Source organism: Enterobacter cloacae complex sp.6700776 (genome assembly GCF_048284255.1).
Classification (GTDB): domain Bacteria; phylum Pseudomonadota; class Gammaproteobacteria; order Enterobacterales; family Enterobacteriaceae; genus Enterobacter; species Enterobacter intestinihominis.
On the sequence record NZ_JBLVYK010000008.1, the window covers coordinates 1 to 21,329 of the forward strand.

Below are 21,329 nucleotides of genomic sequence, written 5' to 3' on the forward strand. Positions count from 1 at the left end.
AATCCATGTCACTTTGAGTGCCCACACAGATTGTCTGATAAATTGTTAAAGAGCAGTGCCGCTACGTTTTCGCTGCGGCGCGGGGTGTGCATATTACGCCTTCCCGCTTCAGAGTCAAGCGTTTATTTTTCTTTTCTCTGCTGACCCGGCGGCTTGCGTGCCGTTGTTCCGTGTCAGTGGAGGCGCATTATAGGGAGTTCTTCTGAAGTGACAAGAGGTAATTTAAAAAAAGTTTCTGACCGTGTTTTTTTTCACCAAAAGCGATGAGATCAAGCTACAAATTGTTCTAATTGATGTATCTGCAACCACAATCACACCTGAGATGGCATAATTAGCCGCATCAATATTTAAGGAATAAAAGCGATGCCATTAAGCGCACAACAGCTGGCAGCTCAAAAAAACCTGTCCTATGTGCTGGCAGAAAAGCTGGCTCAGCTGATCTTAGCGGGTAAATATGCCCCAGGTAGCATCCTGCCCAGCGAGATGGAGCTGGGGGATCAGTTTGGTGTAAGCCGTACCGCCGTTCGCGAAGCGGTAAAAACATTAACGGCGAAAGGGATGGTGCTTCCACGCCCGCGCATTGGCACCCGCGTTATGCCTCAGGGGAACTGGAACTTTCTCGATCAGGAGTTGCTCACCTGGTGGATGACCGAAGATAACTTTAATCAGGTCGTCGATCACTTTCTGGTCATGCGCAGCAGTCTTGAGCCTCAGGCCTGTCTGCTTGCCGCCACGCTCGGCACAGCAGAGCAAAAAGCGCAGCTCAATACTTTTATGGAAGAGATGGTGGATCTGAAAAAGCACTTTGACCGCGAGCGCTGGATAGAAGTCGATATGGCCTGGCATGAACATATCTATAATATGAGCGGAAATCCTTTCCTGACCTCCTTTGCTTCTTTATTCCATTCTGTGTACCACACTTACTTTGCCTCTATCACACAGGATGAGGTGGTGAAGCTGGATCTGCATCAGGCGATAGTCGATGCCATTCAGGAAAGCGACGGGCAGCGAGCCCTGAGTGCGTGCCAGGCGTTGCTGGCCGCGCCAACCCACCAGCAGGTAAATAAATGACAGAGAAAAAAGCACGCAGTATGGCCGGATTGCCGTGGATTGCAGCCATGGCGTTCTTTATGCAGGCACTGGATGCCACTATCCTCAATACCGCCCTTCCCGCAATAGCCCAAAGCCTTAACCGCTCCCCACTGGCGATGCAATCCGCCATCATCAGTTATACCCTGACGGTGGCGATGCTCATTCCGGTCAGCGGCTGGCTGGCCGATCGTTTCGGCACGCGCAAAGTGTTTATGCTGGCGGTGACGCTGTTCACCCTCGGTTCTCTGGCTTGCGCCCTCTCTACCTCTCTGACGGAACTGGTTATCTTCCGCGTTCTACAGGGGATAGGCGGCGCGATGATGATGCCCGTCGCGCGTCTGGCGTTATTGCGCGCCTATCCGCGCAGCGAACTGCTCCCGGTGCTCAACTTTGTGACTATGCCGGGGCTGGTCGGCCCGATACTTGGCCCGGTTCTCGGCGGCGTACTGGTGACCTGGGCAAGCTGGCACTGGATCTTCCTGATTAATATTCCGATTGGTGTGGCAGGGCTAATCTATGCCCGCAAATATATGCCGAACTTCACCACACCACGACGCAGCTTCGATATGGGCGGCTTCTTCCTGTTTGGCCTGAGCCTGGTCCTGTTCTCCAGCGGGATGGAGCTGTTTGGCGAGAAAATCGTAGCGACGTGGCTGGCGCTGGCCATCATCCTTAGCGGTATTCTGCTGTTCCTTCTATATATCCGTCATGCGCGTCGCCATCCGACACCGCTTATCTCTTTATCTCTGTTTAACACCCGAACGTTTTCCGTCGGGATCGCGGGCAATATTGCCTCGCGTCTGGGCACGGGCTGCGTACCGTTCCTGATGCCGCTGATGCTCCAGGTCGGTTTCGGCTATCCGGCCCTGATTGCTGGCTGCATGATGGCCCCCACAGCGATGGGCTCAATTCTGGCAAAATCGACGGTCACGCAGGTGCTGCGCTGGTTTGGGTATCGTAAGACGCTGGTTGGCGTGACGATCTTTATTGGATTGATGATTGCGCAGTTCTCCCTGCAATCTGCGGCGTTACCCATCTGGATGCTGATCCTGCCGCTGTTTGTGCTGGGTATGGCCATGTCGACGCAGTTTACGTCGATGAACACCATCACCCTTGGGGACCTCACCGACGAGAATGCCAGCAGCGGCAACAGCGTACTGGCGGTCACTCAACAGCTGTCGATCAGCCTCGGGGTTGCCGTGAGCGCGGCGGTACTGCGTTTTTATGAAGGGTTTGACGGTACAAATACCGTTGAGCAGTTCCACTATACCTTTATCACCATGGGCGCGCTTACCGTGGTATCGGCGGTGGTCTTTATGTTGTTAAAACCAAAAGACGGCCGGAACCTGATTAAAGAGCGTCATAAAGATAAGGCTAAACCGAACCGCGTTCCATCAGAACAGGAGTAAGCTGCAAACGTTGCTGTTGCAGCGTGGGCTGAGCCATGCGGTGGATCAACACATCGATAGCCAGCTCACCCAGTTCATCCTTCGGCTGATGAATGGTGGTCAGCGGCGGCGTCATGTAGCGCGCCAGTTCGATATCATCATAACCGACGATCGCCATGTCGTCCGGAACACGTAATCCCGCCTGATACAGCGCCTGATAAGCTCCGAATGCCATCGCATCGTTACCGATAAACACCGCCTGCGGGCGCGGCTCTTGCGCCAGCAGTTTCTGCATTGCTTCAAATCCACCATTAAATTCGAAATCGCCGGTGATGCGATAGCCATCAGGAATGGCAAGCCCCACCCGTTCCATGGCCGAAAGATAGCCTTCCAGACGCAAGCGCGCCGGGGTTTTATCCAGCGGGCCGGTAATACAGGCAATGCGGGTATGACCTTTATCTATCAGATGCTGGGTCGCCATATCGCCACCCAGCAGCGAGTTATCCTGGATCAGATCGCTGGTGCCGTCGAACGGTGCCCAGTCCATCATGACCGTAGGAATAGAAGGGTAGCGCTGGATAATCTCTTTCGAGGGTTGATGCGTTTCGGTACAGAGCAGCAGCAGCCCGTCGACGCGTTTTTGCATCAGCGTCTCCAGGTTTCGGTTCATGCGCTGCTCATCGCCTTCGGTATTGCACAGCACCAGGCTGTAGCCGCGCTCGAAGCAGCTGCGCTCCACGCCGCGCACCAGTTCAGAATAAAAAGGGTTGGTACTGGCGGTGATCAGCATGCCGATGGTGCGCGTCTGGTTAAGCTTCAGGCTGCGGGCCAGCGCAGACGGCGCATAGTTGAGTTCTTTAATTGCAGCGTCAACTTTCTCCCGAATCGCCTCGCTGACGAAGCGATCCTTATTGATAACGTGGGAGACAGTCGAGGTAGAAACGCCCGCCATACGGGCGACATCTTTCATTGTGGCCAAGCGTTACCCCTGCTGACTTAAGAATTCATCAATCTCTTTACGCCATGGAACAGAAGGCTGAGCGCCTTTACGCGTCACCGCAATCGCGGCGGCGGCATGCGCGAAGCGAATCGCGTCATCCATTGCTTTTCCTTCCAGCAGCGCCGTTACCAGCGCACCGTTGAAGGTGTCACCTGCGGCGATGGTATCAATGGCTTTGACCTTAAAGCCCGGTACGCGACGGCCTTCGCCATTGACGCTAGCCCACACCCCACGGCTGCCGAGGGTGATGATCACGGTGCCGATGCCTTTATCATGCAGCGCAAGCGCGGCACGCGCGGCATCGTCATCATTTTCGACACGGATACCCGTCAGCTTTTCCGCTTCGGTTTCGTTCGGGGTGATGATATCCACCAGCGCCAGCAGCTCGTCTGATAATACACGGGCAGGCGCCGGGTTAAGTACGACAGACGTATGATTTTCATGCGCAATTTTCGCAGCGGCCAGCACGCTTTCAACCGGTGACTCCAGCTGCATCAGCAGGGCTTCCGCTCCGGCGATGATCCCACGCTGCGCTTCGACGCGTTCAGTCGTTAACGCGGCATTAGCCCCCGCATGAATACCGATGGCATTCTCACCTTCCGCATTGACGAAAATCAGCGCCACGCCGGTAGATTCCCCTGCAACCACGCTGACGGGTGCGATGTCGATGTTGTCGCTTGCCAGCTGTTTGCGTACGCGCTCGCCGGTATCGTCATCACCCGTACAGGCGATAAACGCGATATTTGCCCCGCTGCGTCCGGCGGCAACTGCCTGGTTTGCACCCTTACCGCCGAACGCGACCTGATACTGATTGCCGGTGACGGTTTCGCCCGGAGTGGGGAACGTTTCAAGGTTAAGAATGTGATCGGCATTGATACTGCCAAGGACGACGAGGTTGCCTGCGGTTTTCATGTATTGAGGTGTCCATCTGAGAGCGCCACCGGTATTACCCGGTGGCGTATGCCACACTTTTCTTTTATTTGGTGTCCCTCAGGCAGCCAGCGACTGCCTGAATCGCCTTTACTGCTTAATGACCAGTTTCAGGTCAACAGGATATTTGGCCTGAACTTTTTCGCCCTTCAGCACTTTATCGGCAGTTTGCACGCCAGTCGCGCCAATCTGCTCAGGCAGCTGAGCAATGGTCGCAGCCAGTTTGCCATCATTTACTGCTTTTTCACCATCCGGCGTGCCGTCAAATCCGACAACCATCACATCTGATTTACCCGCAGTCTGGAGCGCACGCAGCGCACCGAGCGCCATTTCGTCGTTCTGTGCGAATACCGCCTGCACATCAGGATGCGCGGTCAGCAGGTTCTGCATGACGTTCAGACCCTTTGTACGGTCGAAGTCTGCCGGCTGGCTCGCCAGCACGTTAAATTTGTGCGCCGCTACAGCCTGCTGGAAACCTTCACCACGTTCACGGGCCGCGGAAGTCCCGGCGATACCCTGCAACTCGATCACTTTCGCGCCTTCACCTGCTTTCTTCGCGATGTAGTCACCGGCGATTTTGCCGCCCAGTACGTTATCAGACGCAATATGGCTAACAACGTCGCCTTTGGTCGCCTGACGGTCCAGGGTGATTACCGGGATCTTCGCCTGGTTTGCCATCTTCACGGCGTTACCGACCGCGTCGGAATCGGTTGGGTTGATCAGCAGGATTTTGGTACCACGAACGGTTAAGTCCTGAACGTTAGCCAGCTCTTTCGCCGGGTTGTTCTGAGAATCCAGCACCACCAGGTTGTAACCCAGTTTGTCTGCTTCTTTCTGCGCGCCATCCTTCAGGGAGACGAAGAACGGGTTGTTCAGGGTAGAGACAACCAGCGCGATGGTGTCCTTCGCCATGGCGTTAGCACTTACGGTTGCGCTCAGCGCGACAGCAGAAACCAGGGTAGCCAGTTTTTTCATGTTCATATCTAAGATGTCCTGTAGTGTCGTCAGTTACTGTTTTTTGTTGTCTACCAGTACCGCCAGCAAAATCACCACTGCCTTAACGATCATCTGGTAATAGGAGGAAACACCTAACAAATTCAAACCATTATTCAGGAAACCGAGGATCAGTGCGCCGATCAATGTCCCAACAATGCGACCTTTACCGCCCGCAAGGCTCGTACCACCCAGAACCACTGCCGCGATGGCATCCAGCTCATAGCCCGTACCCGCCGTTGGCTGCGCGGAAGAGAGGCGCGCCACTTCGATGATGCCCGCCAGAGATGCCAGCAGACCGCACAGGGAGTAAACGATAATTTTAACTTTGTTGACGCTAATACCGGACAGACGCGTTGCCGATTCGTTACCGCCCAGCGCATAAATATAACGACCCAGACGGGTATGATGCAGCATGTACCATGCCGCCAGGAAGACGATAGCCATGATCCAGACTGGCGTCGGGATACCCAGAGGGCGTCCGATACCAAACCAACCAAATAGATCGGCGTTTTCGGTAAAGCCGGTATTCACCGGGCTGCCGTTGGTGTACACCATGGTCACACCGCGCAGCAGCAGCATCATCACCAGCGTGGCGATGAACGCCTGAACGCGACCTTTCGCCACAATCACGCCGGTTACGGCGCCAATTGCCGCACCTGCCGCCAGCGCAGCAGCAACGGCCACCAGCGCGTTGACCTCAATACCGACAATCGACGCGGCAATCGCACCGGTGAGCGCCAGCAGGGAACCGACGGACAGATCGATACCCGAGGTCAAAATCACCAGCGTCATCCCCACCGCCATAATGGCGTTGACGGAGGTCTGCTGAAGAATATTGAACAGGTTATTAACGGTAAAAAAGTTCGGGCTCATGGTCGAGACAATCGCGATCAGCACCAGCAGGGCAATCAGCGATTTTTGTTCCATCAGCCATGCCTTTGTGAAATAGCGGCGACCAGAAACAGCCTGGGTAGTCATCTTCTTACTCCTGATTCACGCGATTAAGCTTGCCCACAGCGGCAGCCATCAGAACTTCCTGGGTGGCCTGCTCGCGAGTGAATTCACCGCCGAGATGCCCTTCATGCATGACGATAATGCGATCGCTCATGCCTAATACTTCTGGCATCTCGGAAGAGACCAGAATGATGCTCAGACCGTCGGCCTTGAACTGGTTAATCAGCTGATAGATCTCTTTTTTCGCGCCCACGTCAACGCCGCGAGTTGGCTCATCGAGGATCAGTACTTTCGGGCGCGTCATCAACCCGCGGGCAATCGCCACTTTCTGCTGATTACCGCCGGACAACAGGCCAATCGCCTGCTCCATCGATGGGGTTTTAACGTTAAAGAGACGGATAAAATCGCTGACCGCCTGCTGCTCATCTTTATGTTTCAGGCTGCCGCCGCTGCGGCTGAAATAGCGTAGCGCGGTCAGGGACATGTTCTCTTTTACCGACATGCCCAGCACTAAGCCGTCACGCTTACGGTCTTCGGAGATATAGACAATGCCGTTCGCCAGGCCATCCTGCGGCGAGCGGGTGACTACCTCATGGCCGTCAAGGGTAACGTAGCCGCTGGTGCGCGGCAGTGCGCCATAGAGCACTTTCATCAGTTCGGTACGTCCCGCGCCCATCAGGCCCGCGACGCCAAGGATCTCGCCCTTGCGCAGGGTAAAGGAGACGTCATCCACGCCCGGCCCGCAGAGGTTATCCACCTTCAGGCGGATCTCTCCTGGCGCTTTGTCCAGACGCGGATACTGGTCTTCGAGCTTACGTCCCACCATCATTTCAATCAGCGAATCTTCGGTCAGCGTGGCCACTTCTCGCTCGGCAATGAACTGCCCGTCGCGGAAGACGGTGACGTCGTCGCAGATCTCGAAAATTTCTTTCATGCGGTGAGAGATATAGACAATGCCGCGCCCCTGGGATTTCAACTCACGGATCACGCGGAACAGGGATTCGGTTTCGGTATCGGTCAGGGCGTCGGTCGGTTCATCCATAATGATGACCTTCGACTCGAAGCTCAGCACCTTCGCGATCTCCACCATCTGCTGATCGCCGATGGAAAGGTCGCCCACCAGTCGGTCGCTCTTAAAGCGCAGATTCAGCTTCGCCAGCAGTTTGTCCGCTTCGGCATACATGGTTTTCCAGTCGATTTTGCCAAACCGGTTCACGAACTCACGGCCGAGGAAGATGTTCTCCGCAATGGTGAGCTGCGGGATCAGGTTCAGCTCCTGGTGGATGATGCCAATGCCCGCTTCCTGAGAGGATTTCGGGCCGTTGAAGGTGGTCTCTTTACCCAGCCACAGCAGCGAACCGGCATCGCGTTGGTAGATACCGGTCAGCACTTTCATCATGGTGGATTTGCCCGCGCCGTTTTCGCCCACCAGCGCCATTACGCGCCCGGAATAGACGTTCAGCGCCGCGCCAGAGAGGGCTTTAACGCCCGGGAACGACTTATCGATCCCTTTGAGTTGCAGTAATGCGTCCATGATGGCCTCAGAAGGTGACGCCAGCACAGAGAATGATATTCGCATACGGGGAACACTCCCCGCTGCGAATCACCGCCTGACTGTCTGCGGTTTGTTGTTTGAACTGCTCGTGCGTTGTGTAACGAATTTCTATGGTGTTTCCCTGGTGCTGTTGCAGTTGCTCAATGTGGCTGAGCAACGTTTCGTGGAGTTGCGGATTATGTTGTTTGATTTCCGCCGCGAGAATGGCCGCCTCAACCTGCATCTCCGCCGTCACGACTTCCAGTACCTGCATGAACGAGGGTACGCCCTGCGTTAACGCCATATCGATACGGGTTGTGCTGCGCGGAACCGGTAAGCCTGCATCGCAAACCACCAGCGTATCGGTATGCCCAAGACGGGAAATCACCGATGAGATTTCTGAGTTGAGTACTGTGCCTTTCTTCATTTTTTGCTCCACTAGCGAAACGTTTCGCTAAAAACAGTGTAGCCGCAGAAGTGTTCAGAAAACCATCATGACGTAACGGATTTGTGATCAACGTCGAAACGTTTCGCTAAGTGAAATATTGAGGTGATTTTGGCGGGTATGTTGAGGATCTGGTAGGCCGGGTAAGCACAGCGCCACCCGGCATTTTTTAAAAGGACTTAAATCTCGACCTGCGTCCCCAGCTCAATCACGCGGTTAGGCGGGATCTCAAACTGGTCAGGCGCACGCAGGGCGTTACGTTGCAGGATGAGATACAGCTTGCCGCGCAGGCGCAGATACCATGGGCGCTTGCCGATGATCAGCGACTCGTGGGACATAAAGAACGATGTCTCCATCATGCGGCAACTCAACCCTTCCAGACCGCAGCGGTGGAATACCTCTTCCACGTTCGGCGTTTCGCGCCAGCCGTAGCTTGCCACCACGCGCCAGAAGGTTGGCGACAGCTGCTCAATCTGTACGCGTCGCACGTTGTGAACATACGGCGCATCTTCGGTACGCAGCGTCAGCAGGATCACGCGCTCGTGCAGCACTTTGTTGTGCTTAAGGTTATGCATCAGCGCAAACGGGATCACGTTCAGCGCACGAGACATATACACCGCCGTACCCGGCACTCGCACCGGCGGGGATTTCTCCAGCGAGGCGATCATCGCCTCCAGAGAATTACCGTGCTCATGCATACGACGCAGCAGGCGGAAACGTTCGCTCTTCCACGTCGTCATCACGATGAACATCACCAGACCCAGCGTCAGCGGCAGCCAGCCACCGGAGACAATCTTATCGAGGTTCGCAGAGAACAGCGGTACGTCGATACAGAGGAAGCCAACCAGGATCAGCCCCACGAGGAACTTATTCCAGTGCCAGTTACGGTACGCCACGGTGGTGGAGAGAATAGAGGTCAACACCATCGTTCCGGTCACCGCGATACCGTACGCCGCCGCCAGGTTACTGGAGTGCTCGAAGCTGACGATAACAATCACCACCGCGAAATAGAGCAGCCAGTTGACGAACGGAATGTAGATCTGGCCTGACTCCATCTCAGAGGTATGGATAATGCGCATCGGCGAGAGATACCCCAGACGCACGGCCTGACGCGTCAGGGAGAATACGCCGGAAATAACAGCCTGAGAGGCAATGACCGTCGCCAGCGTCGCCAGGATCAGCATCGGAACCAGCGCCCAGTCCGGCGCCAGCAGGAAGAACGGGTTTTTAATCGCTTCAGGATGGGCAAGCAGCAGCGCGCCCTGGCCGAAGTAATTCAGCACCAGTGAAGGCAGAACAACGCTAAACCAGGCGACGCGAATTGGGAGTTTCCCGAAGTGGCCCATATCTGCATACAGCGCTTCAACACCGGTAATGGAAAGCACTACCGCGCCCAGCGCCACAAACGACACCACTTTATATTCCAGGAAGAAATGCACCGCCCACATTGGGTTCAGCGCATGCAGGACATCCGGATTGGCGATAATACTGCGTAAGCCCAGCGCCGCCAGGATCAGGAACCAGGCCAGCATAATAGGCGCGAACAGCTTACCCACCAGCCCGGTACCGTGTTTTTGTATAGCAAACAGCAACGTCAGCACGATAATAGCGAGTGGCACCACCCACGTATCAAGCTGTGGCGCGACAATCTCCAGCCCCTCTATGGCCGACATCACCGAAATCGCTGGCGTAATCACGACTTCCCCATAGAAGAAGCTGCCGCCAATCAGGCCAATGATGACCAGCACGGAGGTCATTCTTGCAGACGTATTGCGCCCAGCAAGGGACATCAGGGTCAGAATACCGCCCTCGCCCGCGTTATCAGCCCGCATAACGAAAGAGAGATACTTAAGGGAGACCACCAGGATCAGCAGCCAGAAGATGAGCGAGAGGAAACCAAATACGGCGTCACGCTCTACACCAAAACCAAACTGACCGGACAAACATTCACGAAGCGTATAAAGCGGGCTGGTGCCGATATCACCGTAGACAACCCCGATCGCTGCAAGCGTTACTGCGGGTAATGATTGCTTATTATCAGTGCTCATAGACTAGTCTTTTCGTTTGAATAACAAATGTGTGCTTAGTCCCTTGGCCCACAAAAAGCGCACAGTATGCACGATTCAATGCAAAATCGTACCCCTAAATGCAGCCGCATTAATGTAGCGCAAAGAAAATAGCGCCGCACTTCAGCCTATTACCAGGCCAGACCGAAACGTCTATACTCGCTTCAATTAGCCGCCACGACGGCGAAAGGATGCAAAACTATTATGGCTCACTCACATTTATTAGCAGAAAGAATTTCCCGCCTCAGCAGTGCGCTGGAGAAAGGCCTATACGAGCGTAGCCACGCCATTCGCCTCTGTTTACTTGCGGCGCTGAGCGGGGAAAGCGTGTTTCTGCTGGGTCCGCCGGGCATTGCCAAAAGTCTGATCGCACGCCGCCTCAAATTCGCTTTCCAGAACGCTCGCGCATTCGAGTATTTGATGACGCGCTTCTCCACGCCGGAAGAAGTTTTCGGCCCGCTCTCCATTCAGGCGTTAAAAGATGAGGGACGCTATGAACGTCTGACGGCGGGCTATCTCCCGGAAGCGGAAATCGTCTTTCTTGATGAGATCTGGAAAGCCGGCCCGGCCATTCTGAATACCCTGCTGACGGCAATCAACGAACGCCGCTTCCGCAACGGCGCGAGCGAAGAGAAGATCCCCATGCGGTTGCTGGTGGCCGCGTCTAACGAACTTCCCGAAGCCGACAGCAGCCTGGAAGCGCTGTATGACCGCATGCTGATCCGCCTGTGGCTGGATAAAGTCCAGGACAAATCGAACTTCCGCTCAATGCTGGTAAGCCAGCAGGACGAAAACGAAAATCCGGTGGCACCATCATTACAGGTCACGGACGAAGAGTATGACCAGTGGCAGGAAGAGATAGGCAAAATTAAGCTGCCCGATGCCGTCTTTGAGCTGATCTTCATGCTGCGCCAGCAGCTTGATTTATTGCCCTCCGCGCCGTACGTCTCCGACCGTCGCTGGAAAAAAGCCATTCGTCTGCTTCAGGCAAGCGCCCTGTTCAGCGGCCGCGATGCTGTCGCCCCCATCGATCTGATCCTGCTGAAAGACTGTCTGTGGCACGACGCAGAAGGGATGAATCTGATGCAGCAGCAGCTGGACGTTTTGATGACCGGGCACGCGTGGGGTCAGCAATCCATGCTTAATCAACTGGGGGCGATTGCCCAACGTCGTCTTCAGCTTCAGCAGCAGCAAAGTGACAAAACCGCGCTGAAGGTGAACCGTCTTGGCGGGATGTTTGCCCGTAAACCGCACTATGAACTGCCAGCCGAGCTGACTGACGCCTCGCTCACGCTTCTTCTTCAGCAGCCGCTGAAGCTTCATGATATGCAGGTGGTGCACGTGACGATCGAACGCGTTGCGCTGGTTCAGTGGCTGGATAAGGGCGGCGAGATCCGCGGTAAACTCAACGGTATCGGCTTTGCACAGCCGCTGTCGATGGAAGTCGACAGCAGCCAGCACCTTGTGATCCGCGACGTCAGCCTTCAGGGATCGCGCCTGGCGCTGCCGGGCACGGCCTCTGACAGTCTTCCGGAGGAGATCAAACAGCAGCTCGAAGCGCTGGATAACGAATGGCATCAGCAGCACACGCGCTTCAGCGAGCAGCAGAAATGCCTCTTTATCCATAGCGACTGGTTAGGTCGCATTGAAGCCAGCTTGCAGGATGTCAGCGCGCAGATTAAACAGGCGCGTCAATGCTAACGCTGGACACGCTTAACGTCATGCTGGCGGTTAGCGAGGAAGGGTTGATCGAAGAGGTCGTCATTACCCTGCTCGCTTCACCGCAGCTGGCGGCCTTCTTTGAAAAATTTCCGAAGCTCAGAAAAGCAATGACGGACGATCTTCCCCGCTGGCGCGATAACCTGCGCCAGCGGTTTAAGGAGACGGAAGTCCCGCCGGAACTGACAGAGGAAGTGGCTGGTTACCAGCAGTGCCAGCGGCTTTCAACGCCGCAGTTTATTGCCCAGCTACAGCAAACCCTGACGCTGCTAGATAACGTTCACTCCCCGTTTGCCAGCCAGGCCAGAGCGCTGGTCACGGACAACCCCAGCTTTACTCCCGCCCTGCATACGCTGTTTTTACAGCGCTGGCGGCTCAGTCTTGTCGTTCAGGCCACCTCTCTCAACCAGCAGTTGCTGGACGAAGAGCGCGAACAGCTGTTAAGCGAAGTTCAGGAGCGGATGACGTTAAGCGGCCAGCTAGAACAGGTGCTGGTGGAGAATGAAAACGCCGCCGGTCGACTCTGGGATATGAGTGCCGGTCAGTTAAAACGTGGCGATTATCAGTTGATCGTGAAGTACGGCGACTTTCTGGCACAACAGCCGGAGCTGATGAAGCTTGCAGAACAGCTTGGTCGTTCCCGGGAGGCCAGGTCAATTCCAAAGAAAGATGCGCCGATGGAAACCTTCCGTACGCTGGTACGCGAGCCCTCCACCGTACCGGAGCAGGTGGACGGCTTACAGCAAAGCGATGATATCCTGCGCCTGTTGCCTACGGAACTCAGCACGCTGGGAATGACCGAACTGGAGTATGAGTTTTATCGTCGGCTGGTGGAAAAACAGCTTCTTACCTATCGGTTGCATGGCGAAGCCTGGCGCGAAAAAATCAGCCAGCGCCCGGTGGTGCATCAGGACTTTGATGAGCAACCGCGCGGTCCATTCATTGTTTGCGTAGATACGTCCGGATCGATGGGGGGATTTAACGAGCAGTGTGCAAAAGCGTTCTGCCTGGCTCTGATGCGCGTGGCGCTCGCCGATCGTCGTCGCTGCTACATCATGTTATTTTCCAGCGAAGTGGTGGGGTATGAACTGACCAGCCCACAGGGGCTGGAGCAGGCGATCCGCTTTTTAAGCCAGCGCTTTCGCGGCGGCACCGATCTGGCCAGCTGTTTTCGCAGCATCATTGAGCGCATGCAGGGCGGAGACTGGTACGACGCGGATGCGGTGGTGATTTCCGATTTTATTGCCCAGCGGCTGCCGGACGACGTCGTGAATAAAGTGAAGGAGATGCAGCGCGTGCACCAGCACCGTTTCCATGCCGTGGCGATGTCTGCACATGGAAAACCCGGCATCATGCGCATCTTCGATCACATCTGGCGCTTTGATACCGGGTTGCGTAGCCGCCTGCTCAGACGCTGGCGACGTTAATTAAAGAAGAGAACCGACGCTCTCACGTACCTGCTGCGGCCAGACCCCACACTGCACCTGACCGATATGGGACAGTTGCAACAGCAGCATGGTCAGACGAGACTGGCCAATACCACCGCCGATGGTCTGCGGCATTTCACCGCGCAGCAGCGCCTGGTGCCACTCCAGTTGCAGACGATCTTCATCACCGGTCACGGCCAGCTGACGCTTCAGTGCTTCAGCATCCACGCGGATCCCCATCGAAGAGAGTTCAAACGCATCTTCCAGAACCGGGTTCCAGACCAGGATATCGCCGTTCAGACCGGCATATTCGCTCTCGCCCACGGTGCTCCAGTCATCGTAATCCGGCGCACGGACGTCGTGACGTTTACCATCAGACAATTTCCCGCCAATGCCGATCAGGAATACCGCGCCCAGCTCTTTGGCGATCGCGCGTTCACGGCCTTTGGCATCCAGATCCGGGAAACGGCTCAGCAACTCCTGACTGTGAACAAAGTGGATCGTTTCCGGCAGGAACGGTGCCAGACCAAACTCTTTGCTCACGGCCGCTTCGGTCGCTTTGATCCCGGCGTAGATCGCCTCAACGGTAGATTTCAGCGTACCGACGTGACGCTCGCCGTCACCCATTACGCGCTCCCAGTCCCACTGGTCAACGTAGACAGAGTGAATAGGGGAGAGGCGGTCTTCATCGGGGCGAAGGGCTTTCATATGCGTGTAAAGCCCTTCGCCCGCGCTGAAGTCGTGTTGTCCCAGGGTTTGACGCTTCCACTTCGCCAGGGAATGAACCACTTCGAACTGGGCGTCTGGCAGTGTTTTCACTTTTACCTGTACCGCTTTTTCGCAACCAGACAAGTTATCCTGCGTCCCGTCACCCACGCGGCTCAGAATCGGCGCCTGCACTTCAATAAGGCCAAGCTTCTCTTCCAGCTGGCGAGAAAAATGGGATTTAACGAAACTGATCTGGCGTTGTTTTGCGATGTAAGCGGTTTTCATTATTTATACTCCTGCGTCCTGTTGATACTGATTAAGCAACAGAACAGGCGCTTAATTCAATAACCCATCAACAAAAAGCCACCTTCACTTTTGATTCGTTAAAATAAGACGCTAGAATAGAAGGAATCATTAATCTTCATAAGAAAAACCTATGGAAAATTATCAGATCGACAATCTGGACCGCGGCATTCTGGAAGCGCTCATGGCCAACGCACGCACCGCGTATGCCGAACTGGCGAAACAATTTGGCGTCAGCCCGGGGACCATTCACGTTCGCGTAGAGAAAATGAAGCAGGCCGGGATCATCACCGGCGCACGCATTGATGTCAGCCCGAAGCAACTCGGCTACGACGTCTGCTGCTTCATTGGCATTATTCTGAAAAGCGCCAAAGATTACCCCTCCGCGCTGGAGAAGCTGAACGCGCTGGATGAAGTCACTGAGGCGTACTATACCACCGGGCACTACAGCATCTTTATAAAGGTCATGTGCCGATCCATCGACGCCCTCCAGCAGGTACTTATCAACAAGATCCAAACAATCGATGAAATTCAGTCCACCGAAACCCTGATCTCCCTGCAAAACCCGATCATGCGTACTATCCGCCCGTGATCGGGCAATTTCATTCCCACATTTTCCACAGGTAGATCCCAGCTCGTTCACAGCGTACAATGGCCGCCTCTTTATCTGAGCGAGCGATCAATGGCGGACATTACTCTTATCAGCGGCAGCACCCTGGGCGGTGCGGAATATGTAGCGGAACATCTGGCTGAGAAGCTGGAAGACGCGGGCTTTTCTACACAAACGCTGCACGGACCGCTGCTGGAAGATCTCCCGACTGACGGGGTCTGGCTGCTGATCACCTCCACGCACGGCGCGGGCGATCTGCCAGATAACCTGCAACCTTTATATGACGAACTGCTGGAACAACAGCCCGATCTGTCAAACGTCCGGTTTGGCGCTGTGGGGATCGGCAGCCGTGAATATGACACTTTCTGTGGCGCCATAGAGAAAGTAGAAGCTGCGGTGACCGCCTGCGGAGCAAAACAGCTGGGTGAAACACTGAAGATCAACATCCTCGATCATGATATTCCCGAAGATCCAGCTGAGATCTGGCTCGCGGAATGGAAAAATTTACTCAAAAACGATTAAAGATCGTGCGATCAGATGTGGATAACTCTGGTTAAAAGCTCGTATTAACCCGTAGTTATCCAAAGAACAACGTTAGTTTAGTTTTTGACCTGTGTATAAAGTGGCGATCTGATCCCAGCTTATACGGTCCAGGATCACCGATCATTCACAGCAAACGATCCTTCCTAACTGCATGATCTTATTTATGGGATCGGACTTATCCACAAAGGTCTGCGATCCTAATAAGAGATCACAATAGAACAGATCTCTAAATAAAAAGATCTTCTTTTTAATAGCCCAGGATCCCAATGCTTTCTCGAAAGACTAAAGTTGAGTAGAATCCACGGCCCGGGCTTCAATCCATTTTCATACCGCTTTACGCGAGGCAGACCACCATGTTTTATCAGGATCCTTTTGACGTCATCATCATTGGCGGGGGTCACGCAGGCACTGAGGCCGCAATGGCCGCAGCGCGAATGGGTCAGCAGACCCTGCTTTTGACACACAATATCGACACGCTGGGACAAATGTCCTGTAATCCGGCGATTGGCGGCATTGGGAAAGGACACCTGGTAAAAGAAGTGGATGCACTTGGCGGCCTGATGGCGAAAGCGATCGATCATGCGGGCATTCAGTTTAGGATACTAAACGCGAGTAAAGGTCCGGCTGTTCGCGCCACCCGTGCACAGGCAGACCGCGTGCTTTACCGTCAGGCTGTGCGCACAGCGCTGGAAAACCAACCGAACCTGATGATCTTCCAGCAGGCTGTAGAAGATCTTATCGTGGAAAACGATCGCGTTGTTGGCGCCGTGACCCAGATGGGTCTCAAGTTCCGCGCAAAAGCGGTGGTGCTGACGGTCGGGACATTCCTGGACGGTAAAATCCATATTGGTCTGGACAACTACAGCGGTGGCCGTGCGGGCGATCCGCCGTCGATTCCGCTGTCTCGTCGTCTTCGTGAGCTGCCGCTGCGCGTAAGCCGCCTGAAAACCGGCACGCCGCCGCGTATTGATGCGCGTACCATTGATTTCAGCGTTCTGGCACAGCAGCACGGTGATAACCCGATGCCGGTGTTCTCGTTCATGGGCAATGCGGCGCAACATCCGCAGCAGGTGCCGTGCTACATCACGCACACCAATGAAAAAACCCATGACGTGATCCGCAGCAACCTCGATCGCAGCCCAATGTACGCCGGCGTGATCGAAGGGATCGGCCCACGTTATTGCCCGTCGATCGAAGATAAAGTGATGCGCTTTGCCGATCGTAACCAGCATCAGATCTTCCTCGAACCTGAAGGGCTGACCTCGAACGAAATTTACCCGAACGGCATCTCCACCAGCCTGCCGTTCGACGTGCAGATGCAGATTGTGCGTTCAATGCAGGGGATGGAAAACGCGAAGATCGTTCGTCCTGGCTACGCTATTGAGTACGATTTCTTCGATCCGCGTGACCTGAAGCCGACGCTGGAAAGCAAATTCATCCAGGGTCTGTTCTTCGCAGGCCAGATTAACGGCACCACCGGGTACGAAGAAGCTGCCGCACAAGGGCTGCTGGCCGGTCTGAATGCCGCTCGCTTCTCTGCCGAGAAAGAGGGCTGGGCACCGGCGCGTTCTCAGGCTTACCTGGGTGTTTTGGTCGACGATCTCTGCACGCTGGGGACCAAAGAACCGTACCGCATGTTTACTTCTCGTGCGGAATATCGCCTGATGCTGCGCGAAGACAATGCCGATCTGCGTCTGACCGAGGTGGGCCGCGAATTGGGTCTGGTGGATGACGAACGCTGGGCGCGCTTCAACGAGAAGCTAGAGCGTATCGAACAGGAACGTCAGCGCCTGAAAACCACCTGGGTGAATCCGCAGGCGGAAACTGCTGCTGAAGTGAACGCTCACTTAACTGCGCCGCTTTCGCGCGAAGCCAGTGGTGAAGATCTGCTGCGCCGTCCTGAAGTCACCTACGAGAATCTGGTCAAACTGACCGCGTTCGCACCGGGCCTTGAAGACGCTGAAGCGGCTGAACAGGTCGAGATTCAGGTGAAATACGAAGGTTACATCGCGCGTCAGCAGGATGAGATCGAAAAACAGCAGCGCAACGAAAATACGCTACTGCCGGAAATGCTGGACTATCGTCAGGTGACGGGGCTTTCCAACGAAGTGATCGCTAAGCTGAACGATCACAAACCTGTGTCGATTGGCCAGGCCTCACGTATCTCCGGTGTCACACCTGCCGCGATTTCGATTCTGCTGGTGTGGCTGAAAAAGCAGGGTATGCTGCGCCGCAGCGCGTAATTAACATTGCTTTTGGCGGGTGGCGCTTCGCTTACCCGCCCTACTTAATCGTAGGCCCGGTAAGCGGCTGTGCCACCGGGTGAAAAATCTCTTAACAGGTATCCACCGTGCTCAATAAACTCTCTCGTCTGCTGGAACAGGCAGGTATTTCGCTCACCGATCACCAGAAAAATCAGCTGGTGGCCTATGTCGATATGCTGAACAAATGGAATAAAGCGTACAACCTCACCTCCGTACGCGATCCCAACGAGATGCTGATTCGCCATATTCTCGATAGCATCGTTGTGGCGCCGTATCTTACCGGTGAACGTTTTATCGACGTGGGCACCGGTCCGGGCTTGCCGGGCGTTCCGTTGTCTATTGTTCGACCGGAGAGTCATTTCACGCTGCTGGACAGTCTGGGCAAGCGCGTACGCTTTTTACGACAGGTTCAGCATGAGCTGAAGCTGGAAAACATCACGCCCGTGCAGAGCAGGGTAGAGGAGTTCCCGGCAGAGCCACCGTTTGACGGCGTTATCAGCCGCGCGTTTGCCTCACTCAATGACATGGTGAGCTGGTGCAAACACCTGCCGGCGGATAAGGGCCGTTTTTATGCGCTGAAAGGGCAACTTCCGGGGGACGAAATAGAGCAGCTTCCGGACGGTTTTGCAGTGGAATCCATTGAAAAACTCCAGATCCCTCAGCTCGAAGGTGAGCGTCATCTGGTGATAATTAAGCCAAACACATTTTAAAAAATTAATAAAAAATGTGGAATTTGTGCTGTTCTGATGGTGTTAAAAAGCAGCACATCCAGTCTGATTTGGCCGTAGTTAATTTAACCTTGTTGTCACCATGGATTTTCTTATGGTTAACCTGAAGTGATTCGTTCACCCTGAAGATAGTCAACCATGAAAATATCAGCCTGCTAAAAGTGGGTAAAGGCAACAAGAATGAAATGTTAAATATTTATTAAGAATGTCAATAAAAGGTTTTTGTTGTATACGGCTCTGTTTTAAAAATAGTTGCGATTTTTTTGCTTTAATTTCAATCGGATGAAATAAATCGTTTTACGTCTTTGATAAATACCACTTTATCGCAAATGTGTATTTTGTGATCTCGTGCACGCTTTATCACCAACGTTTCCGCGCTGTTTGCAGTTTTGCCTGAAGGTTGGCACTGAGTTCAAAAGTTGAAAAATAGGACTGGGGAAAAATATTTAAACATTTATTCACCTTTTCGCTACTTAATGTTTGAAATCACGGGTACGCACCGTATAATTTGACCGCTTTTTGATGCTTGACTCTGAGCCTTAAAGGACGTTTTATACGACACGCGGCATACCTCGAAGGGAGCAGGAGTAAAAACGTGATGTCTGTGTCGCTCTTGAGTAGAAACGTTGCTCGTAAGCTTCTGTTCATTCAGTTTCTGGCTGTGATAGCAAGTGGACTGCTGTTTAGCCTCAAAGACCCCTTCTGGGGCATCTCCGCCACGTGCGGAGGTTTGGCGGTGGTTCTGCCAAACGTGTTGTTTATGATTTTTGCCTGGCGTCATCAGGCGCATACACCCGCCAAAGGCCGCGTGGCCTGGTCCTTCGCTCTCGGCGAAGTGTGTAAGGTGTTGCTGACCTTTGCTCTACTGGTGATGGCGCTGGCGGTTTTGAAAGTGGTATTCATGCCGCTGATAGCAACGTGGGTTTTGGTGCTGGTGGTACAAGTTCTGGCTCCAGCTGTAATCAATAACAAAGGGTAAAAGGCATCATGGCTTCAGAAAATATGACGCCGCAGGATTACATAGGTCACCATCTGAATAACCTTCAGCTGGACCTGCGTACATTCTCGCTGGTGGATCCACATAACCCCCCGGCCACCTTCTGGACGATCAACATCGACTCCATGTTCTTCTCGGTGGTTTTGGGTCTTCTGTTCCTGGCCATGTTCCGCGGTGTTGCTAAACGAGCGACCAGCGGTGTTCCAGGGAAATTCCAGACGTTCATCGAGATGATCATCGGCTTCGTCCATGGCAGCGTCAAAGACATGTACCATGGTAAGAGCAAGCTGATTGCTCCGCTGGCCCTGACCGTGTTCGTTTGGGTCTTCCTGATGAACCTGATGGACCTTCTGCCTATCGATTTCCTGCCGTGGATCGGCGAGCATGTCTTCGGTCTGCCTGCCCTGCGCGTGGTTCCGTCTGCCGACGTGAACATCACCCTGTCGATGGCGCTGGGCGTATTTATCCTGATTCTTTTCTACAGCATCAAAATGAAAGGCGTAAGCGGCTTTGTGAAAGAGCTTACCTTGCAGCCGTTCAACCACTGGGCGTTTATTCCGGTCAACCTGATCCTGGAAGGCGTTAGCCTGCTGTCCAAACCTGTTTCACTGGGTCTGCGACTGTTCGGCAACATGTATGCGGGTGAGCTGATTTTCATTCTGATCGCGGGTCTTCTGCCGTGGTGGTCACAGTGGATTCTGAATGTGCCATGGGCCATTTTCCACATCCTGATCATTACGCTGCAAGCCTTTATCTTCATGGTTCTGACGATCGTCTATCTGTCGATGGCGTCTGAAGAGCACTGATTTTTTACCAACACTACTACGTTTTAATTGAAACAAACTGGAGACTGTCATGGAAAACCTGAATATGGATCTGCTGTACATGGCTGCCGCTGTGATGATGGGTCTGGCGGCTATCGGTGCTGCGATCGGTATCGGCATCCTCGGGGGCAAATTCCTGGAAGGCGCAGCGCGTCAACCTGATCTGATTCCTCTGCTGCGTACTCAGTTCTTTATCGTTATGGGTCTGGTGGATGCAATCCCAATGATCGCTGTAGGTCTGGGTCTGTACGTGATGTTTGCTGTCGCGTAGTAGTTGTTTTAAAACCCCAAGCCACAGAAATTTAAGAGGTATTGTGCTGTGAACATGAACGCAACAATCCTCGGCCAGGCCATCGCGTTTATTCTCTTTGTCTGGTTCTGCATGAAGTATGTATGGCCGCCTTTAATGGCTGCCATCGAAAAACGTCAGAAAGAAATTGCTGACGGTCTGGCTTCCGCAGAACGCGCTAAGAAAGATTTGGACCTTGCACAGGCCAACGCGACAGACCAGCTGAAAAAAGCGAAAGCTGAAGCTCAGGTAATCATTGAACAGGCTAACAAACGCCGTTCTCAGATCCTGGACGAAGCCAAAGCTGAAGCAGAACAGGAACGTACTAAGATCGTGACACAGGCTCAGGCTGAAATTGAAGCTGAGCGTAAACGTGCTCGTGAAGAACTGCGTAAGCAGGTTGCGATTCTGGCTGTTGCTGGCGCCGAGAAGATCATCGAACGTTCCGTGGATGAAGCTGCTAACAGCGACATCGTGGACAAACTTGTCGCTGAACTGTAAGGAGGGAGGGG

The 21,329-nt window shown here is 54.1% G+C and carries 20 protein-coding genes; 12 read left to right on the forward strand and 8 right to left on the reverse strand.

All coding sequences use genetic code 11. The features are described 5' to 3' along the window. Positions 1–363: 363 nt before the first annotated feature. Positions 364–1,071: a FadR/GntR family transcriptional regulator gene (locus tag ACNQ0T_RS13655; RefSeq protein ID WP_417930144.1), complete on the forward strand. Its 708-nt coding sequence runs from the start codon at positions 364–366 to the stop codon at positions 1,069–1,071. Continuing rightward, positions 1,068–2,501 carry a multidrug transporter subunit MdtD gene (gene mdtD, locus ACNQ0T_RS13660; protein WP_022649863.1) on the forward strand — a complete coding sequence of 478 codons (1,434 nt, stop codon included), beginning with the start codon at positions 1,068–1,070 and terminating at the stop codon, positions 2,499–2,501. Before ACNQ0T_RS13655 ends, mdtD begins: the two co-directional genes overlap by 4 nt. On the opposite strand, the gene rbsR is transcribed toward mdtD, so the two are convergent. From rbsR to kup, 7 genes are all read right to left on the reverse strand, one after another. Beyond that, positions 2,467–3,459, reverse strand: coding sequence for a ribose operon transcriptional repressor RbsR (gene rbsR, locus ACNQ0T_RS13665; protein ID WP_417930145.1), 993 nt, complete (start codon positions 3,457–3,459; stop codon positions 2,467–2,469). The genes mdtD and rbsR overlap by 35 nt on opposite strands. 3 nt (positions 3,460–3,462) lie before the next feature. Continuing rightward, positions 3,463–4,392, reverse strand: a complete 930-nt coding sequence (rbsK, locus tag ACNQ0T_RS13670) for a ribokinase (RefSeq protein ID WP_417930146.1) — start codon at positions 4,390–4,392, stop codon at positions 3,463–3,465. Positions 4,393–4,500: 108 nt separating this feature from the next. Then, the gene (rbsB, locus tag ACNQ0T_RS13675; RefSeq protein WP_003862397.1) at positions 4,501–5,391 is read right to left on the reverse strand and encodes a ribose ABC transporter substrate-binding protein RbsB; all 891 of its coding nucleotides are present in this window, start codon (positions 5,389–5,391) and stop codon (positions 4,501–4,503) included. 27 nt (positions 5,392–5,418) lie between these two features. After that, the gene (gene rbsC / locus ACNQ0T_RS13680; RefSeq protein WP_022649866.1) at positions 5,419–6,384 is read right to left on the reverse strand and encodes a ribose ABC transporter permease; all 966 of its coding nucleotides are present in this window, start codon (positions 6,382–6,384) and stop codon (positions 5,419–5,421) included. A gap of 4 nt (positions 6,385–6,388) precedes the next feature. Next, positions 6,389–7,894, reverse strand: a complete 1,506-nt coding sequence (rbsA, locus tag ACNQ0T_RS13685; RefSeq protein ID WP_022649867.1) for a ribose ABC transporter ATP-binding protein RbsA — start codon at positions 7,892–7,894, stop codon at positions 6,389–6,391. 7 nt (positions 7,895–7,901) lie between these two features. Beyond that, entirely contained in the window at positions 7,902–8,321 is a 420-nt protein-coding gene (gene rbsD, locus ACNQ0T_RS13690; protein WP_003862392.1) for a D-ribose pyranase, read from the reverse strand. A gap of 197 nt (positions 8,322–8,518) precedes the next feature. Further along, entirely contained in the window at positions 8,519–10,387 is a 1,869-nt protein-coding gene (gene kup, locus ACNQ0T_RS13695) for a low affinity potassium transporter Kup (protein WP_006808744.1), read from the reverse strand. A 222-nt stretch (positions 10,388–10,609) separates the two neighbouring features. On the opposite strand from kup, the gene ravA reads away from it, so the two are divergent. After that, entirely contained in the window at positions 10,610–12,106 is a 1,497-nt protein-coding gene (ravA, locus tag ACNQ0T_RS13700) for an ATPase RavA (protein WP_022649869.1), read from the forward strand. Continuing rightward, positions 12,100–13,551, forward strand: a complete 1,452-nt coding sequence (gene viaA / locus ACNQ0T_RS13705) for an ATPase RavA stimulator ViaA (RefSeq protein WP_022649870.1) — start codon at positions 12,100–12,102, stop codon at positions 13,549–13,551. The genes ravA and viaA overlap by 7 nt, the downstream gene beginning before the upstream one ends. Here viaA and asnA read toward each other — a convergent pair whose 3' ends face one another. Further along, positions 13,552–14,544, reverse strand: coding sequence for an aspartate--ammonia ligase (gene asnA, locus ACNQ0T_RS13710; RefSeq protein WP_003862385.1), 993 nt, complete (start codon positions 14,542–14,544; stop codon positions 13,552–13,554). 151 nt (positions 14,545–14,695) lie between these two features. Between asnA and asnC the strand changes: the two genes are divergently transcribed. The 8 genes from asnC (at position 14,696) to atpF (ending at position 21,318) form a co-directional block, all read left to right on the forward strand. Further along, on the forward strand, positions 14,696–15,154 hold the full coding sequence (gene asnC, locus ACNQ0T_RS13715) for a transcriptional regulator AsnC (RefSeq protein ID WP_003862383.1): 459 nt from the start codon (positions 14,696–14,698) through the stop codon (positions 15,152–15,154). A gap of 90 nt (positions 15,155–15,244) precedes the next feature. Then, positions 15,245–15,694, forward strand: coding sequence for an FMN-binding protein MioC (gene mioC, locus ACNQ0T_RS13720; RefSeq protein ID WP_003862381.1), 450 nt, complete (start codon positions 15,245–15,247; stop codon positions 15,692–15,694). Between the two features lie 374 nt (positions 15,695–16,068). Beyond that, positions 16,069–17,958, forward strand: a complete 1,890-nt coding sequence (gene mnmG, locus ACNQ0T_RS13725; RefSeq protein WP_022649871.1) for a tRNA uridine-5-carboxymethylaminomethyl(34) synthesis enzyme MnmG — start codon at positions 16,069–16,071, stop codon at positions 17,956–17,958. Between the two features lie 107 nt (positions 17,959–18,065). Next, positions 18,066–18,689: a 16S rRNA (guanine(527)-N(7))-methyltransferase RsmG gene (gene rsmG, locus ACNQ0T_RS13730; protein WP_022649872.1), complete on the forward strand. Its 624-nt coding sequence runs from the start codon at positions 18,066–18,068 to the stop codon at positions 18,687–18,689. 616 nt (positions 18,690–19,305) lie between these two features. Further along, positions 19,306–19,686, forward strand: coding sequence for a F0F1 ATP synthase subunit I (gene atpI / locus ACNQ0T_RS13735; protein ID WP_417930147.1), 381 nt, complete (start codon positions 19,306–19,308; stop codon positions 19,684–19,686). An 8-nt stretch (positions 19,687–19,694) separates the two neighbouring features. After that, the gene (atpB, locus tag ACNQ0T_RS13740) at positions 19,695–20,510 is read left to right on the forward strand and encodes a F0F1 ATP synthase subunit A (RefSeq protein WP_022649873.1); all 816 of its coding nucleotides are present in this window, start codon (positions 19,695–19,697) and stop codon (positions 20,508–20,510) included. A gap of 49 nt (positions 20,511–20,559) precedes the next feature. Then, positions 20,560–20,799 carry a F0F1 ATP synthase subunit C gene (gene atpE / locus ACNQ0T_RS13745; RefSeq protein ID WP_000429386.1) on the forward strand — a complete coding sequence of 80 codons (240 nt, stop codon included), beginning with the start codon at positions 20,560–20,562 and terminating at the stop codon, positions 20,797–20,799. Positions 20,800–20,847: 48 nt separating this feature from the next. Then, positions 20,848–21,318 (forward strand): F0F1 ATP synthase subunit B, encoded by a 471-nt coding sequence (atpF, locus tag ACNQ0T_RS13750; RefSeq protein ID WP_003862370.1) that lies wholly within the window; start codon positions 20,848–20,850, stop codon positions 21,316–21,318. The last annotated feature ends 11 nt before the right edge of the window (positions 21,319–21,329 follow it).